Raw genomic sequence first — 16522 nt, 5'->3', positions numbered from 1 at the left:
ATGATAGGCATCTCAAAACTTTATTGCGGCACCGTGGAGCCGTCCGACGCATTGCGTTACGGACGGCGGAGCGGTTGCCTGCCTTCACATTTGCTGCAATTCTCGGCCGACAAAAAGCCCGTGGTGGTTTGGAACATCACCAGGCGCTGCAACCTCAAGTGCATGCATTGCTATGCGCATGCCCGCAACCAGGCGTTTCCCGACGAACTGTCTACCCGGGAGGGATTGAAGGTATTAGACGATCTGGCCGATTTCGGCTCGCCCGTAGTGCTGTTTTCCGGCGGTGAACCCCTCATGCGACCGGACCTCATGGAGCTCGCCGGGTATGCCGTCAGCAAGGGGATGCGCGCGGTCATTTCCACTAACGGGACGTTGATCACACCTGCCATCGCGCGGCAGCTCAAAGCCATCGGGCTTTCCTATGTGGGAATCAGCCTGGATGGAATGGAGGAGGTGAACGACCGCTTCAGGGGAGTCAAGGGAGCCTTCGGCAAAGCGCTGGAAGGCATCCAGGCATGCCGCGCAGCGGGCATCAAAGTGGGCCTGCGCTTCACCATCAACCGCCTCAACGCTGGAGAAATACCGGCCATCTTCGACTTGCTGGAAGCACAGGACATCCCGCGGGTATGCTTCTATCACCTGGTTTATGCCGGGAGGGGGAGCAAGCTCATGCAGGAGGACCTCACCCATGAAGGCACCCGCGCTGCAGTTGATCTCATCATAAACAGAACGCATGATCTGAATGGTCGCGGAAAAGCCAAGGAAGTGCTCACCGTTGATAACCATGCCGACGGTCCCTATGTGTACCTGCGCCTGCTGCGCGAAGGTTCGCCGCGGGCGGCGGACGTGCTGCAACTTCTCAAAATGAACGAGGGCAACAGTTCCGGGCGCGGTATCGGGTGCATCAGCTGGGATGGAGAAGTGCATGCCGACCAGTTCTGGCGCCACTATTCCTTCGGTAACGTTCGGCAGCGGCCGTTCAGCCGGATTTGGACGGACCTGTCCAACCCCCTGATGAAGCAGCTCAAGGATAAGAAACGCTATGTGAAGGGAAGATGTGCCGGCTGCAGCTGGCTGGACATCTGTGCCGGCAATTTTCGGGTGCGCGCGGAAGCGGCTACGGGGAATCTTTGGGCCCCGGACCCCGCCTGCTACCTGACGGATGAAGAAATTTGCCGACAGACGACGGAAAAGCTTTAGCAGAGGAGGCAACACCAGATGCACTATCCGGTTTATCGGCCACGGAGGTTGCGACGGACGGAGAATCTGCGGCGCATGATTCGCGAAACCACTCTCGACATCAGCCAGCTCATCTATCCTCTGTTTGTCATGCCTGGGGAAGAGGTCAAAAACCCCATCAAGTCCATGCCCCAGGTCTTCCAGTTTTCCATCGACCTGCTCATGGAAGAAATGAAAGAAGTGGTGGCCTTGAACATTCCGGCCGTGATTCTATTCGGGCTGCCGCAGGAAAAGGATGAACGCGGAAGCGAGGCCTATTCGCAAAACGGCATTGTGCAGGAAGCGATTCGCACCATAAAAGACAAGTACCCGGAACTGGTGGTGATCACCGACGTTTGCCTGTGTGAATACACCAGCCACGGCCACTGCGGCATACTCAAGGAACAACAGGTCGACAACGACGCCACCTTGGACATTCTGGCCAAGGTGGCCCTGTCCCACGCGCGTGCCGGGGCGGACATGGTGGCCCCCTCGGACATGATGGACGGAAGAGTGGGCGCGATTCGCCAGTCTCTGGATGAAAGCGGTTTCGAACATATCGGCATCCTCGCTTACGCCGCCAAGTATTGTTCGGCCTTTTACGGCCCGTTTCGGGAGGCGGCGGATTCTGCACCCCAATTCGGCGATCGTCGCTCCTACCAGATGGACATGGCCAATGCCTCGGAAGCTCTGCGCGAAGTAGGCCTGGATATTGACGAGGGTGCCGACATCGTAATGGTGAAACCGGCACTGGCATATCTGGATATCATCCGGCGGGTAAAGGAGCAATATGACTGGCCGGTTGCCGCTTATAACGTGAGCGGCGAGTACGCCATGATCAAAGCGGCGGCGGCTCAGGGATGGCTGGATGAAAAACGGGTCATGATGGAGACGTTGATTGCCATTCGCCGGGCTGGAGCCGACCTGATCCTGACGTATTTCGCCAAGGACGCTGCCAGGCTGCTGCAATCTTAGCCCAGCTGTACAGAACTTAAGTGACCAAATTTTGTAGAATTGTTGGGTAGAGTCACGCGTACCGCGTGGCTCAATTCAAACTGCTCCATGCGCTCTTAGAGTGCGCAGCAACAGAGGAAAATACCCCACGTGAATTCCCATCCAGCACCACACCCGGGCGGCGCTGAGACCCGCCCGGGCAACTTGCGCCTCATCGCCTGGGAGGTGACCAGGAGCTGTAACCTCGCCTGCGTGCACTGCCGTGCCGCGGCGCAGGATCGTCCTTATGACAATGAGCTCACCACGGCTGAAGGTTTGCGCTTCCTGGACGACGTGGCCACTTTCGCCAGCCCTATCATCATCTTGACGGGGGGAGAGCCGTTGCTGCGCCCCGATATTTTCGAAATAGCCGCCTACGGAAACCTCAAGGGGTTTCGCATGACCATGGCGGTCAACGGGACGTTGCTGACCCCGGGTATCGTCAGACAAATGCTGGATTCCGGTATCCAGCGCATCAGCATCAGCATCGACGGGGCCAACGCCGCCTCGCACGATGCATTCCGCCAGGTCAAAGGCGCCTTCGAAGCGGCTTTGCGAGGCATTTCCCAGGCACGCCAGGCCGGCCTGGATTTCCAAATCAACACCACCATTACCCACCAGAACCTGCATGAGCTTAAAGCTATCCAGCAATTGGCGATTTCCCTGGGGGCCGTAGCGCATCACATTTTTTTGCTGGTCCCCATGGGTAGAGGACGGGATATAGCCGAGCAGTCCATCAGCGCCGAACAATATGAGCAGGCCCTGCACTGGTTCTATGAGCAAAAGGAGCGGGTTCCTTTGCAGCTCAAGGCAACCTGCGCGCCGCACTATTATCGCATCCTGCGGCAGCGGGCCAAAGCCGAGGGGAAAAAAGTCAATTTCCAGACCTTTGGGCTGGACGCGGTAACGCGCGGCTGTCTGGGCGGAGTGGGCTTTGCTTTCGTGTCGCATGTGGGCCGCGTGCAACCGTGTGGTTACCTGGAGCTCGACTGCGGCAACATAAGGCAACAGCCGTTTCAGGAAATTTGGGAAGAATCTGCCATCTTCAAAGACTTGCGCGATTTCAAAAAGTACCAGGGCAAATGCGGCCGCTGCCGGTACATAACGGTATGCGGGGGCTGCCGGGCGCGCGCCTATGAAGCCACCGGCAATTATCTGGCCCCCGAGCCTTTGTGCCTGTTTCAGCCGGGAAGCTCAGCGAGTGACACAAAATGAGATCACTCGGAGCACGGGCAGCAGCAGGCCAGGCTCTTGTCCGAAACCCAACGGCTCCATGAGCCCGCCCAGCCCATGTGGGGTTGCGTCACGCGCAGCGGGTGAGTCTACCCAACCTACGGAATTCGGCCGCTTAATTGTGGGGCACGGTACTGAGTGCCGCGGGGTCACGCGCAGGTAACCGGCAGCTCAAGGGGGAGAGGAATCTCCCATTGCCGCACGAGGCACTCACGGCAGCGACTTGCGCAGCGCCGAAACGACCGCCGCCACATGCTCGGGCGTCATTCCCACCCAGAAAGGCAGGCTTAGCGTTCCGTCTCCGATCTTCTCGGCGGCAGGGAAATCCCCGGGATGATGATTTAATGCGCTCCTCAGATAAGTGAGCAGATGAATGGCCCGATAATTGACCGCCACCCCGATCTCCTGTCGCGACAGCGCGTGCAGCACCAAGTCTCGGTCGGCATCTTCCAGCAGGACGGTGAACAGATGGTGCGCGCTCTTTGATCCCTGCGGGATTGCAGGCAGCCGAACTCCCGGCACATCGCTCAAGGCCTCCGCGTACAGGCGGTAGAGCCGCTGCCGCTCTGCCCACAGGGTATCCACTTTGTGCAGTTGCGGGAGCAGGATGGACGCGTGGATGTTGTCCATATTGTACTTCCAGCCGCACTCGAGCATGTCCCAGTGGCGATAGCTTCCATGGTAGCGATCTGCCGCCTCTCTGGACATGCCGTGCTGCCTCAGGAGCCTGATCCGATCGGCCAGCTCCTGATTGCCTGTGACGACGGCGCCCCCTTCCCCGCAGGTGAGGTTCTTTGTCGCGTAAAAACTGAAGCAGGCGGCATCCGATAACTGGCCGGGACGAACACCGTCGCGCGCCCCCTCGATGCAATGGGCACTGTCTTCCACCATCTTCAGCCCATAGCGGTCGGCAATCTCCCGCAAGCGGAGCATGTCGCACATGCTGCCATACAGATGAACCGGCAATATGGCCCTGGTGGACGGAGTGACGGCCTTCTCCACGCGATTGCAGTCCATCAGGCCCGTAGCGGGCTCGACATCGACAAAGACGGGCCTGGCCCCGGTGTGCAAAATGGCGGTGGCCGTAGCGATGAAGGTCATGGGGGTGGTTATGACTTCATCACCGCGGCCTATGTTCAACGCCAGAAGAGACAGATGCAGAGCGGCCGTGCAGGAATTGAGCGCAATGCACCAGCGAGAGGGTCCAAAGTAGTCTGCAAAGCGCCCTTCGAATTCAGAAACGTACGCTCCGCTGGTGAGGAACAACCCCCCCAGACATTCTACGACGCTCTTTTTTTCCTCTTCCCCCAGCGCATGTCGGTAGAATTCAACCTTCAATTCATCTTCTCCAGTCAATGCGGCTTCCCACCCGGAGGGCAGGCCCGCCCGCCTCCCTTCACGTCATAAACGGCGCTAATGCATTTCCTTTTGCCCTGTCCTGGTCAGGATTTTAACATGCTTCATCCATTCGATCTCGCGCCACCAGTCACGATGGTTCACATACCATTCGATGGTCTGCTGCAAACCCTCCCGAAACGGCCGCCCCGGCAGGATACCCAGCAACCGTTGCGCCTTATCGGTGGAAGATATGTGGTAGCTCACCTGCCCCGGCCGGTCGCTCAAATGAACGATCATGTCCTCGGGCTTACCCATCTCTTTAAGGATCATGCGGGCAATCTTTAACACACTGAGGGCTTCTCCCGACCCAATGTTGATGGCTTCCCCGAGAACCCTGTCGAGGGGCGCTTCGATCGCCGCCTCTATACGCCTGCAGGTATCTTCCACATAGAGCCAGTCCCTCCTGGCCGAACCATCCCCATGGATGGTCAGAGGCTCGTTGTTGATGGCCGAGGTGATAAAGCGCGGCACCACCTTTTCCAGATGCTGGCGCGGTCCATACTGGTTGAAAGGCCGCAGTATGACCGCAGGAATCCCGTAGGTGAGGAAATACGAGTGAACCAGGCGATCGGCACCGCATTTGGCGGACGCATACGGGCTGCAGGGATTGAGCGGATGCTCCTCATCCATCGGTTCCTTCAGCGCCGAGCCGTAAACTTCCGAGGTGGAAATGTGCACGAAGCGCTCCAGGGAATCCATGAACTTGAGGACCGCATTGGCAACGGTGTGGGTGCCGAGAATATCCGTTTCGAAAAATTTTCGACTTTCCAGGATAGAACGGGTGACGTGTGTTTCCGCAGCGAAATGGACCACAATGTCAGCCTTCTGCACCAACGAGTTGACCATTTCGATGGACGTGACACTGCCCATGAAAAACTCGAATCGTTTGTGGTCCTGGTGAATTCGCTGGGGGATATTCCTGAGCCTTCCGGCATAGGTGAGCGTATCGAGCACAATGATCAGATCATCGGGATGATGATCGTACCAGTATCGCACAAAATTGCTGCCCACAAAACCGGCTCCGCCGGTCACCAGAATAGTTCGCAAAATCCTTCCCTTTCCTCACACAACCTTTGCTGCCTGCGCCGTCATCGGTTCGCTGCCGCCCTCTGCCCTCTCAAACAGGCTTCCTGCGGAACACGGCCTCCCATCCTCCCACATATTGCCACAACGGTTCCCGCCCGATGCCTCTCACGCGTGCCTCCAAATGTCCCGGCAGCTTTAACGCGGCAGCAATTATCGTTTTAATGGGCTTCTTTGTAAAGGATGTTTCCACAATGGACGGCTGCGAAACAATGCACGCTGCATCGGGAGCGAAAATGCGCACGAAGGAATTCCAAAATGCAGGTCCGAGATCGTGGAGATGGGCCGGATAGCCAAAATCAAACATGTCCCACAGCTTCATGAAAGGCGAAACGAAAGGCGTTCGCACATAAAAGTACCCGCCCGGTTGCAGCAGTGAGTACAGTTTTTTGATGACCGGGTAAGGGTACGGAACATGCTCGAGGCTTGCACTGGCTATGACGATATGGCAGTTGTTTGCAAGCGACTCGACCGATCTTCTCTTCTCGATGTGCACCTGACCCTCTCGAACCCATTCCGGCCCATGATCGATTACCATGATTTCGACTTTTCGGCGCAGGCGCGAAGCCACTGCCACGGCAAGAGAACCGTCGCCACCGCCAAAATCGACGATCCGTAAACTCTCTTGCCGATCGATCCACTGTTTGGCGAGGTAGCGCAATATATGCCCGGCAAAGCGATCCTCATCATGGAATGTAATTTGTTTACCGGGTGTGTACTGTCGGTAAATTTCCGCGAATCGCCCTTGATAATATCCGTTCAAGTACTCGGGAACCGGCATGTGAGATGCTGATATTGCTTTACAATTGCCGCATTGCAGAAGCCGGACGGCCGGAGCCTCCTGAATTACCGCAACCGTATCCCTTAACTGTTCACTCAAGCATAAAGGGCACTGACTTCCACAGTCGTACAATTGACTGTCATCTACATGGACAGACAAATGCGAAATAAAAGACAATTTCCATTTCACGGCAGGTGCAAATCCTTTCCCAAACAAATCAACTGTACACCTGATGGCCCAAAGCGCTCAGCTTTATACTCGCAAGCGACGCGAGATAGAGGCTCCAGACCTGCCAGCCATATTCCCCGGTACCCGTTAGGGTTTCTTCTACCAGCTTTTCTACCGCACTGCGCCGCAGTTGCCTCTGTGCAAAGTCGCAATCGTTGAATATGGCGTGCATGATCTCACGGCTCGAATAGCCCTGGAAATAAGCATTGATATCCATGGTCAAACCGCGCTTGGGGTATTCCAGTATGTACTGTGGATAGGTGTGCTTGAAATATTTCTTCAGATAGCTCTTCGACGTGTTCCCCGCAATCAACCTTGCTGCCGGCATTGCAATCAATGTTTCAATAAACTCCCTTCGCAGGAATGGATTCACATACTCAAGACCAAATGAACGTTCAAGACTTGTCTCTATCACATTCCAGGACTCAAACAGTGTCCACCAGTCATATTGCAGCCTCTCCGTCAAACTCAGCGGGGCCGGCCGTGCCCATTTGGAAAAATAAGCGCTCTGCCACTCTTGCTTGAAAATCGACTGCAGGAGCCCTCTCGAGGTGACAAGAACTCTTTCCCGGTGCCTTCTCGGATCGGCATATTCGGGCAGATGCCACGAATATCCTGCTAAGGACTCGTCTGCCCCGCGGCCGGTCACCACATAATCCATATGCTCGGCTGAAATAGCATCATCGAGCAAGAACCGAGTCAAATGACTGGGATGGGCAATGGGATAGTGGAGGGTTTCGATAAGTCGCCTTCCCTCCAGAAGCAAATCGACCTGCGTGAAGTCGTATACCGTCAGGTCCAGACGATAATCGCGCGCAAGTCTATGTACATTGGGCAACTCATCGCCGGGACCTCTGCCGAGAGTCTTGCAGGAAAAAGCTTTGATGGATGCTTCAGGATGCAACTGGCGCGCAAGAATGATCAAAATAGAAGAGTCCAAGCCCGCACTCAAGTGAAAACCGGCATTGTCCATCGCAAGCTCCCGAAGAGACACAACAAGCAGTTTGCGCAAGTCGGGTTCTTCCCTGGAGGCTTCCACGGCAGGCGGAACATATTTCTTTAAGCTTGCCTGCGGCTTTCTCCCGAAAAGATAGTTCACCTGTTCGCCGCAACGCAGCACATAGACATTACGGCAGAAGGTTTTGTTGGTCAGGGGGCACTGCGACTCCAAATACTGCCACACGAACTCCGCTTCGCAACCTACAGGGATACCGTAGCGGCGCAGGGTTTGCACAACTTCAATCCATGATGTGGAGGCAACAAATAATTCCTCACATCCAGAGTAGAAAAATGGGCGGGTTACAAACAAACCCTTGCGAAGTTGCAGGCTTTTGCCGCAGGTCAGGTGAACATCCGCTTCCCGCAGAAACCACCAGCCATCCCGATAGCTCCAGTCCCCTGAAACCGAAGGATGATCCTCTCTCCTGAAAAGCAAAAATCTATCGGTCATAGCAGGACGAATCGGAAAGGATTTTCTTTTCAACGATGTATTTCGGTCGTTGCAGAGTCTGCCCATACAGACGGCCGAGGTATTCCGCCATGATACCCAGACAGAGCAGGATGATCCCGGTCGAAAAAAAGATGGCCAGGGTCACTGATGTCCACTCTGGAAGATCTTGGTCTCGAGCGATTTTCTGCAGGACCAGTACAAACCCAATACAAAATGAAACAGTCGATAACGAGACGCCCAGAAATGAAATCAAGCGGAGAGGTTTTTCGGAAAAGCCGATCAGGGCATTCAACACCTGGGAGATCAGTGAGTGAATCTGATATTTTGACTTGCCGCTTTGGCGCACTCCCTGGCTGACCGCCACACTTGTTTGTTTGAACCCCACCCAGGCAAACATGCCGGCCAGAAAAGCGTGCGCCTCGTCGAGTCTGACCAGTTCATCGCGCACCGTCTTCCTGAAGGCGCGCAGGACCGCCTGGTTATGCGGGCAATGCAAGCCGGTCATGTAATTGACTACATACCAGAAGGCGCTTGACAACATTCTTCGCAAAAAGGGCTCATTGCGGGACTTGCGCACGGCGTAAACCACATCATATCCCGCTTCCAGCTGATCGATCAGTTTGGGGATATCCTCCGGCTTATCCTGGAGGTCACCGTCGAGCATGATGCAGATGTCGCCGCCGGCATGATCCATACCGGCGCACAGGGCATTGTGATGTCCGAAGTTACGCGACAGTTTAAGGATATTTATATTCGCCGTGCCCTGCTTCTGCAGTTCCTCGAGGCGCCTCAGGCCGGCGTCCTCGCTCCCGTCATCCACAATCCAATACTCCGTCGAACCTCCCAATTGTTGCATGACGGGAATGAGACGCGCGAACAATGGCTCGATATTTTCCTCTTCATTATACAATGCGATAATAATTGAGTATTTCATTCATATCCCAGGCCGCTCAGCATCGGCAGCTATGGTCGGATTCCAGCTCCACCCTAATTTGCCGGGCAGAGCCGGTGACACCATGTACCTTCAGCGCTTGATCAGATAGACTTTTACCTCATGTTGTTTTTGCGCTTCCGCGCTGGTCTCGATCACCAGTTTCACTTCCCGCCGCTGATCACCCGGCGGCAGATTGGGCAGATTCTCCGGTTTTGGTATCACCTCGAGGCTATAACCGACCCGTCCGTTGGGCAGCGGTTTCGGGACGACCTCGAGGAGACTGGCATCATAGGTCATCCGCGTGATTTTAAAGGGCCTGTTCAGATTGTTGATCACCAGCACCTTACCCGACCGCAGCGGCTGATTTGCACCCAGTCGCCCCACAGCAAGGGATTGAGGCCGAATCGATATCACTCCCTCGATATTGCCCGCCACGCGTATCAAGATTTCCGGCTTTCGAGCCATGTCCGTGGAGATCCTGATGACCCCCCGGTAGGTTCCTTCTTTCGCCCGGTTCTTAACCTCCAGCCGGTAGTGCTTACCCGCTTCAATCGTTTTGATCTCATACGCGATCCGGTCTTCCAGGCTGCTTTCTACCCCGGTTATCTCAAAGGGCTTGGACACCGTGGTCAGATCAATGGTCTTGACTTCCAATTGCTCCGCTTGCCCCTGAAAAAAGATCGTGCTGCCCGGTCGCGTCTCGATGAGAGTCCGAATTTTGCCCTTCATCACCAGGGTTGTGCGCGGGTTCATGGGATCGTTGCTGAACACCCCGGCAGACTTCTGCACGTTCCCCTGGAAACCTTTCAAACTCACCTTCAGCTCAATTTTTCCCTCGCCGCCTGGCGGGATGACCCGATCGAAATGGGCTACGGCGCATCCTCACCCCGGGCGCACCTGGTGGATTTCAAGCGGCTCTTGACCGTTATTTCGAACGACAAAACCGTGCGCGACTTCTTCTCCCTCGTCAACTTCTCCAAAATCATACACGGTTTCGGATATGCTCAGAGACGGATTCCCCTGCGCAGCCGAAGGCGGCGAAGATTGCGGTGTTGCATTATCATCGACTGCCTGTAATGCGGGAGCACCGCCGAGCCACATAAAAAGCACGAGCAAACCACAAACCAACCTGAGTCGACCCAACATATTGTTCTTACCTCCAGCACTTTTACCGTTTCATACGGTTTAAGAAAATGATTTTGGCTTTCGTCAAGCTGGAATGCTTCCGCCGCGAGCGCTGCGGAAGCATCCGCTCAGTCCCCGCCGGCGCGTGGCACAGCCGGATGCCGGATCAGCCTGCCCGAATAGACCACCGCGATTCCTTCTTTTTTGAAACGCCCCGCTTCCTCGGCAAGAACTTTGTAAGTCGACTTGTAGGGATGACCGATGGCGACGGCGGATCCTTGGATCTTCGCCCTGCGAATGAGCTGAACAATCTGCCCGCGGACAAATCTTTCCGTGGGAGTATGATCCAGGAAAATGTCCCTGCGTATGCTCGGAAGGTTCAGTTGTCTGGCAAGGGAGTACCCGACACTCTTGTCCGTCGTAAAGCTGTCGAGAAAGTAGAGTCCGCGACGCTGCAATTCGGAAAGCACAACCCGCATCGACGCAGGGTTCCGGGTGAATCTCGACCCCATGTGATTGTTCACGCCGGATACGTTGGGGCAGGCATCCAATGCAGTCCGCACGGCCCGCTGAATGCTCTCGGGAGACATGGAAACCAGCAGTGCGCCGGTTCCCGGATTGATTCGAGGATACTCCTGCGGCTCCATGGGCAGGTGCAGGATCACCTCATGGCCATGACTGCCGGCAAGCCTCGCGATTTCCTCACTATGAGTTTGAAACGGCAGAACTGAAAAAGTAATTGCCAGAGGAATGGTAAGAAACCGCTTAGCCATTTCGAGATTCAGTCCGAAATCGTCGATGACAATGGCTACCTCACCCAGCGGAGCCACAGGTTTGGTTTCGCGAGGCGGCACAATCTTCGGCTTGCCTGGCTGCAGGGATGCCAGTTTCTTTTCTTCGTGCAACGCAGGGCGGTTCGCCGCAACACTCTGCCTGGGAGGCGGCGGAACTTCGACGGATGGTTTCGGCCTGGCGGGCTCAACCGCCCTGGCCTGCTGCTCCTTTACTCTTCTTGCTTCTCCTGCCTTCCGTACTTCCTTGCTTGCTTCCTTGTGGATCTTGCCGAAAGACTTGGGACCGTTTCTTGTCCCGGCGTCTTCCACGACCGGTTGTTTCACAGGGGATGACTGCTCGAGGTTGCCCCAATAGATCAACCCACCCAAAACCACAGCAGCAACCAGCCAGATTGAAAAAAAGGGCAGGAGTGCAGCAACTCGCGAAGGCCCTGCTTTGCTTTTCGGGCTCCGCGCTGAACTGCCGGGGCGTTGCGATTTTCCACGCTGCGATGCGGCACGCCTCTTGGATGCTTCCTTCTTTTTCCCCGCAGCGGATTTTGAGGCCATTAATTAAAACGCATTTTTGCCATAATTTTATAGCTTTTCAGCAAATCAAGCGCCCGTCTCACCTGGTTGTCCTGATCGAGCAGCTTTTGCGCGTCTGAATCGGCACCGGGGAGATTCTCTTTGCCCTCCTTGCCGTCGATTTTTTGCAGTTCCATATGGCGCGGCAGATTCTTTTCCCGGATGCGCTGAATTTCTCTGGCTTCCTCATCGTCCGTCTTTTCGCCCAGTTCGCGCTTGACAATGATATCGGGTTCGATGCCCTTCGCCTGAATGGAGCGTCCCGAGGGGGTGTAGTAGAGGGATGTGGTGAGCCTTATGGCTGACCCGTCATTCAACGGGATGACCGTTTGCACCGACCCTTTACCAAAAGTGGGCTCGCCCAGGATGATGGCCCGCTTGTGATCCTGCAGGGCCCCCGCCACAATTTCCGAGGCACTGGCGCTGCCGGCGTTTACCAGTACCACAATGGGATAATTGTGCGGCTTATCATTCTTGTGCGCCTCAAAGCGCATTTTTTGGCTTTCCAGCCTGCCCCCCGTGTAGACGATCAACCCGCTGTCGAGAAATTCATCACTCACTTCCACCGCCTGATCCAACAGTCCACCGGGATCATTGCGCAAATCCAAAACCAATCCCTGCAGAGGCTGATTCTGCTTTTCCAGCTCATCCAACGCCTTACGCAGATCATTTGCGGTCCCGCTCTGAAAACTGGATATTCGCACATAACCATAGGAAGGTTCCAACATCTGGGATTTGACACTTTGAATGGTGATCACGTCGCGCACGATATCAAACTCCAGGGGCTTTTTTTCACCCTTGCGGATCACCGTTAACTTGACCTTGGTGCCTTTGGGGCCGCGCATCTTCTGCACGGCCTCCATGAGCGACATATCCTGAGTGGGCTCATCATCGATCTTGACAATCTGGTCCCCCGCCTCCATTCCGGCCCTGTCTGCAGGCGTTCCCTCGAGGGGTGAGACAACCGTCAAAATGGAATCTTTGATGGTGATCTCGATGCCCAATCCTCCAAATTTGCCTTTGGTCTCAATCTGCAGTTCCTTGTAGTCTTCCGGTTTGAGAAACGACGAGTGCGGATCAAGGTCCTTGAGCATGCCATTGATGGCGCCGTAGATCAGTTCCTTGGATTCAACCTTTTCCACGTAATTGTCTTGAACCAGATTCAGTACGTCACTGAATAGTCTCAGATACTGGTAGATACCCGAACCTTCGGGGTTGGTTCGTGCGGTCAAACTGGACCAACTGAGAACGAAAAATGTCATCCCAATAAGAACCAATATGGCCACTATTTTCTTATTTTTGGACATGCGAAAATTCCTCACTCTGCTGATGATTTATTATGAAATTGTAGTTTCTTGCTGCAGCTTTTTCTACAGCAAAAAGTGGTGAAACCTTTGCCGGCCATTACCGCTCCTCAATCCGTCAGGCAAGCCTGAGCGGGTTCGAAATGAACTCGTATTTCGTGGACACCATTAATCAAGGAACTTTCAACCAAATAGCCCAATTTTTGAAAAACGCCGAACACTTTTTCATTACCGGGCGAGATATAAGCCTTGAGCATGCGAATACAATGCTGCCTGGCTATCTCCGTGAGATGATGAATCAAAAAGGTTGCAATGCCTTTGCGGGCATAGGTTGGATGCACTGCAAAATCGAGCTCCGCGATCATACTCTCTTCATCCAGAACGTAGTGAGCAATGGCGATGATGCGTTCCGCATCCATTTCACCGACGATGCCGACCATGTTCATTTTTCTATAATAATCGATATCCAGGAGTTTTTGGATATCATAGTGGGGAAACACTTTCATTGTCGACAAGAACCTCACATACGACTCATCGCGCGGCAAGGAATAGAAGAACTCCTTGAGGGCCCGCTCATCCGTGAGCTTGCTCGGCCGGAACAGGACTTTGGTATCGTCGGCAAAAATTTGTGTCAACTCCCACTGCTGAGGATATAAGAGCCTGGAAGTGCCGACGTGCGCAAAATCCTTTCTGATGTAGTTGAGGTCTTGGGCGGCGTGCATGAGGGATTCGCGAAAATCGGGATGGGCAATTCCGATCAAAGCCAAGGCGCGCTCCCGGATACTCTTGCCGTGCAGATGAGCGATCCCGTATTCCGTTATCACATAATGGACGCCTCCCCGAGTGGTCACCACGCCACCGCCTTCGGTCAGATCCGGAACGATGCGCGACTTTTTACCATCCAGTGTTGCCGAAGGCAAAACGATGATGGCCTTTCCTCCCTTGGAATGTCTGGCGCCACGAAGGAAGTCGGTGGCGCCCCCTACGCCGCTGTAGATCTCATACCCCAGGGAATCCGAACAGACCTGGCCGGTCAAATCGACCTCCAGGGCGGAATTAATGGAAACCATTTTTTCATTGCCACTGACAACCTGGTAATTATTGGTGTATTCCGTGGGATAAAAAGCCACAAGGGGATTGTTGTCGGCAAAGTCATACAGCTGTTTGCTGCCCAAACAGAAGCTGGCCACTATCCTGCCCGGGTGCAGGCTCTTTCTGGCACCGGTAATGACGCCTTTTTTGATCAAATGCAAATAAGCATCCGTCAGCATGTCGGCATGCACCCCCAGCTCTTTTTTCTCCTCCAGGGCATACAGAACCGCCGTTGAGATACTCCCCACCCCCACGCGAATGGTCGACCCATCTTCAACCACTTTGGCGACGTGGCTGCCTATGGCTTCGGCAATGGGATTCATGAGCGGCCGGCCAACCTCAAGAATCGCTTCTTCGTGTTCCACAAAGGCGTCAACATCTCTCACGTGAATGAACGAATCTCCCAAAGTTCTCGGCATTTGCGGATTGACCTGGGCGATCACGTGACGGGCGGTCTCCGCAGCCGACTTGACGATGTCGACCGCGATGCCGTAGCTGCAGTAACCATGATCATCCGGCGGGGACACCTGAATAAGCGCCACATCCAGCGGCAGCGCTCCACTGCGGAACAACCCGGGGATGTCTCCAAGGTTGATGGGAGTGTAATCGGCACGTCCTTCGGCAACGGCTTCCCGGCTCGAAGAAGCCACAAAAAAAGACTTGAGCCGGCACTTGTCCGCAAAGCCCGCCTCGGTAAAGCGTGTCTTGCCGACACTCAAGATGTGCAGGATCTCCAAATCAGCAAGCGAAGGAACCAGCTCTTCCAAGGCCTGAGTCAAGTGCTGAGGCTCGCCGCAGCCCGACCCTATAAAAACCCGATCGCCTCGCCTGATCGATTGCAGCGCCTTCCTGGCAATCGTCTTCCTGCTCGCATAATCAGCAATCCAGGGCCGCATTGGTTGGTGGCCGACAGGGGACGACACAGGTGAGGAAGACGGCATGTTACTTTCCTTTCCAATCAGCCGAAACAGCAGCGGCCTGCATCAGGCTACCGGCTGAGTCCGCTGCACATAGGCCGCCAGCAGTATACCGGCAACAATCATCGCCAGGCACAGGATCTGCCCCATGGTCAAAAAGCCAAAGATGAGGCCCAAGTGAGCATCAGGTGTTCGAAAAAATTCCAGGAAAAATCGAAAGGCACCGTAAAAAATCAAGAAGAAGACGACCATCATGCCGTCTTTGAATGTTTTTTGACGCAGGTACCAGAGCAATGCAAAAAGCACCAGCCCCTCCATGAGGGCTTCGTAGAGCTGGGAAGGGTGCCGCGGAACCGGTCCTCCTTCGGGGAAAATCATCGCCCAGGGGACGTCGCTCGGTCTTCCGTAGAGCTCACCGTTAATGAAATTGCCCAGGCGCCCCAGCCCGATGCCAATGGGAGCGGTGACCGTAACGCAGTCGGTTACCGCCCAGAAGGGAAGCCTTCTGCGGCGACAAAACAGCCATCCGGCCACCACCGCTCCTATAAAACCTCCATGGAAAGACATCCCGCCATGCCAGGTGGCAAATATCTCCAGAGGGTTTTTGAAGTAGAAGGCATAGTCATTGTACTGGTAGAAAACGAGGTAGCCCAGCCGGGCCCCGACAATGAGGCCGACGGCCAGATAAAACACCAGGTCCTGGGCAACGGGACCAACCAGGCCCAGCTGTTTGGCACGCGGTTGACGAGGAATGAGAAAATATGCTGCGAGAAAGCCAAGCACATACATCATCCCGTACCAGCGCACTTTAATCGGCCCGATCGAAATGATATTGGGATCAATACGTGGGTACTGGATCAATTGAGCGCCCCTGAGTTCATTGTGCGTTGTGGTTACAACAACTATAGTTTATCCTTAGTTTGGCCGACAGGCCATGGAAAGCTACCATAGCGGAAAAAACCGGTCAATCTACAACCATTCAAGGAGAAGCTATGAGCGGACATCACCACCATCATTCTCGTGCCGAGCACACCCAGAGCACTCTGCCGGAGAAGGAAAAACTGAAAAAAGTGATTGATCACTGGATACAGCACAACATTGAGCACGCCCGCTCTTATACCGACTGGGCGCAACGCGCCGACCAACTGGGGCAAAAAGAGGTGGCCGAAATATTGATAGGAATCGCTGCGCAATCGACACGGCAAAATGAAGACCTGGAACGCGCGCTCACGTTGCTGAAAAATGCCGGCTGAGGGTCGCGTTGACAGGTGCAATGCCGTGTGTCATAGTGTTTCGCCTTGTTTGCAGCCACATTGGTCGGGACCGAGCGGTTTCTCACGGAGAGGGCAATCGGCGGTCCCGAGCGGTGCCGAACCCGAAACGGATGACGCACATGCGGGGCTAT

15 protein-coding genes are annotated in these 16522 nt (G+C 54.9%); 4 read left to right on the top strand and 11 right to left on the bottom strand.

Going from position 1 to position 16522, the window contains the following annotated elements; genetic code table 11:
- The 3 genes from ahbC (at nt 1) to ahbD (ending at nt 3426) form a co-directional block, all read left to right on the top strand.
- Nucleotides 1-1200: a 12,18-didecarboxysiroheme deacetylase gene (ahbC, locus tag K1V27_RS16355; RefSeq protein ID WP_258931119.1), complete on the top strand. Its 1200-nt coding sequence runs from the start codon at nt 1-3 to the stop codon at nt 1198-1200.
- An 18-nt stretch (nt 1201-1218) separates the two neighbouring features.
- A complete protein-coding gene (hemB, locus tag K1V27_RS16350) occupies nt 1219-2193 on the top strand; it encodes a porphobilinogen synthase (RefSeq protein WP_258931118.1) in 975 nt (324 codons plus the stop codon).
- 129 nt (nt 2194-2322) lie between these two features.
- Nucleotides 2323-3426: a heme b synthase gene (gene ahbD, locus K1V27_RS16345; protein WP_258931117.1), complete on the top strand. Its 1104-nt coding sequence runs from the start codon at nt 2323-2325 to the stop codon at nt 3424-3426.
- A gap of 228 nt (nt 3427-3654) precedes the next feature.
- On the opposite strand, the gene K1V27_RS16340 is transcribed toward ahbD, so the two are convergent.
- The 11 genes from K1V27_RS16340 to lgt all read right to left on the bottom strand — a co-directional run bounded on the left by K1V27_RS16340 (nt 3655) and on the right by lgt (nt 15978).
- Complete coding sequence (locus K1V27_RS16340) at nt 3655-4800, bottom strand: DegT/DnrJ/EryC1/StrS family aminotransferase (protein WP_258931116.1); 1146 nt, start codon at nt 4798-4800, stop codon at nt 3655-3657.
- 57 nt (nt 4801-4857) lie between these two features.
- Nucleotides 4858-5889, bottom strand: a complete 1032-nt coding sequence (locus K1V27_RS16335) for a dTDP-glucose 4,6-dehydratase (RefSeq protein WP_258931115.1) — start codon at nt 5887-5889, stop codon at nt 4858-4860.
- Between the two features lie 70 nt (nt 5890-5959).
- Nucleotides 5960-6706 (bottom strand): class I SAM-dependent methyltransferase, encoded by a 747-nt coding sequence (locus K1V27_RS16330; RefSeq protein ID WP_258931114.1) that lies wholly within the window; start codon nt 6704-6706, stop codon nt 5960-5962.
- Between the two features lie 217 nt (nt 6707-6923).
- Nucleotides 6924-8384 (bottom strand): asparagine synthase-related protein, encoded by a 1461-nt coding sequence (locus K1V27_RS16325; RefSeq protein WP_258931113.1) that lies wholly within the window; start codon nt 8382-8384, stop codon nt 6924-6926.
- Nucleotides 8374-9318 carry a glycosyltransferase family 2 protein gene (locus K1V27_RS16320; protein WP_258931112.1) on the bottom strand — a complete coding sequence of 315 codons (945 nt, stop codon included), beginning with the start codon at nt 9316-9318 and terminating at the stop codon, nt 8374-8376. The genes K1V27_RS16325 and K1V27_RS16320 overlap by 11 nt, the downstream gene beginning before the upstream one ends.
- 90 nt (nt 9319-9408) lie before the next feature.
- On the bottom strand, nt 9409-10134 hold the full coding sequence (locus tag K1V27_RS16315) for a hypothetical protein (RefSeq protein WP_258931111.1): 726 nt from the start codon (nt 10132-10134) through the stop codon (nt 9409-9411).
- A gap of 66 nt (nt 10135-10200) precedes the next feature.
- A complete protein-coding gene (locus tag K1V27_RS22870; protein WP_353740603.1) occupies nt 10201-10419 on the bottom strand; it encodes a DUF1573 domain-containing protein in 219 nt (72 codons plus the stop codon).
- A 152-nt stretch (nt 10420-10571) separates the two neighbouring features.
- Nucleotides 10572-11561: a divergent polysaccharide deacetylase family protein gene (locus tag K1V27_RS16310; protein ID WP_258931110.1), complete on the bottom strand. Its 990-nt coding sequence runs from the start codon at nt 11559-11561 to the stop codon at nt 10572-10574.
- A 224-nt stretch (nt 11562-11785) separates the two neighbouring features.
- Entirely contained in the window at nt 11786-13111 is a 1326-nt protein-coding gene (locus K1V27_RS16305) for a S41 family peptidase (protein WP_258931109.1), read from the bottom strand.
- A 107-nt stretch (nt 13112-13218) separates the two neighbouring features.
- The gene (locus tag K1V27_RS16300; protein ID WP_258931108.1) at nt 13219-15141 is read right to left on the bottom strand and encodes a GNAT family N-acetyltransferase; all 1923 of its coding nucleotides are present in this window, start codon (nt 15139-15141) and stop codon (nt 13219-13221) included.
- A gap of 42 nt (nt 15142-15183) precedes the next feature.
- Nucleotides 15184-15978 (bottom strand): prolipoprotein diacylglyceryl transferase, encoded by a 795-nt coding sequence (lgt, locus tag K1V27_RS16295; RefSeq protein WP_258931107.1) that lies wholly within the window; start codon nt 15976-15978, stop codon nt 15184-15186.
- 131 nt (nt 15979-16109) lie between these two features.
- Between lgt and K1V27_RS16290 the strand changes: the two genes are divergently transcribed.
- On the top strand, nt 16110-16370 hold the full coding sequence (locus K1V27_RS16290) for a DUF8180 domain-containing protein (RefSeq protein ID WP_258931106.1): 261 nt from the start codon (nt 16110-16112) through the stop codon (nt 16368-16370).
- Nucleotides 16371-16522 lie beyond the last annotated feature (152 nt).

Origin of the sequence: Desulfoferrobacter suflitae, assembly GCF_022603395.1 — a bacterium.
Lineage (GTDB): Bacteria > Desulfobacterota > Syntrophobacteria > Syntrophobacterales > Syntrophobacteraceae > Desulfoferrobacter > Desulfoferrobacter suflitae.
This window is presented reverse-complemented; position numbering and strand designations above follow the sequence as displayed.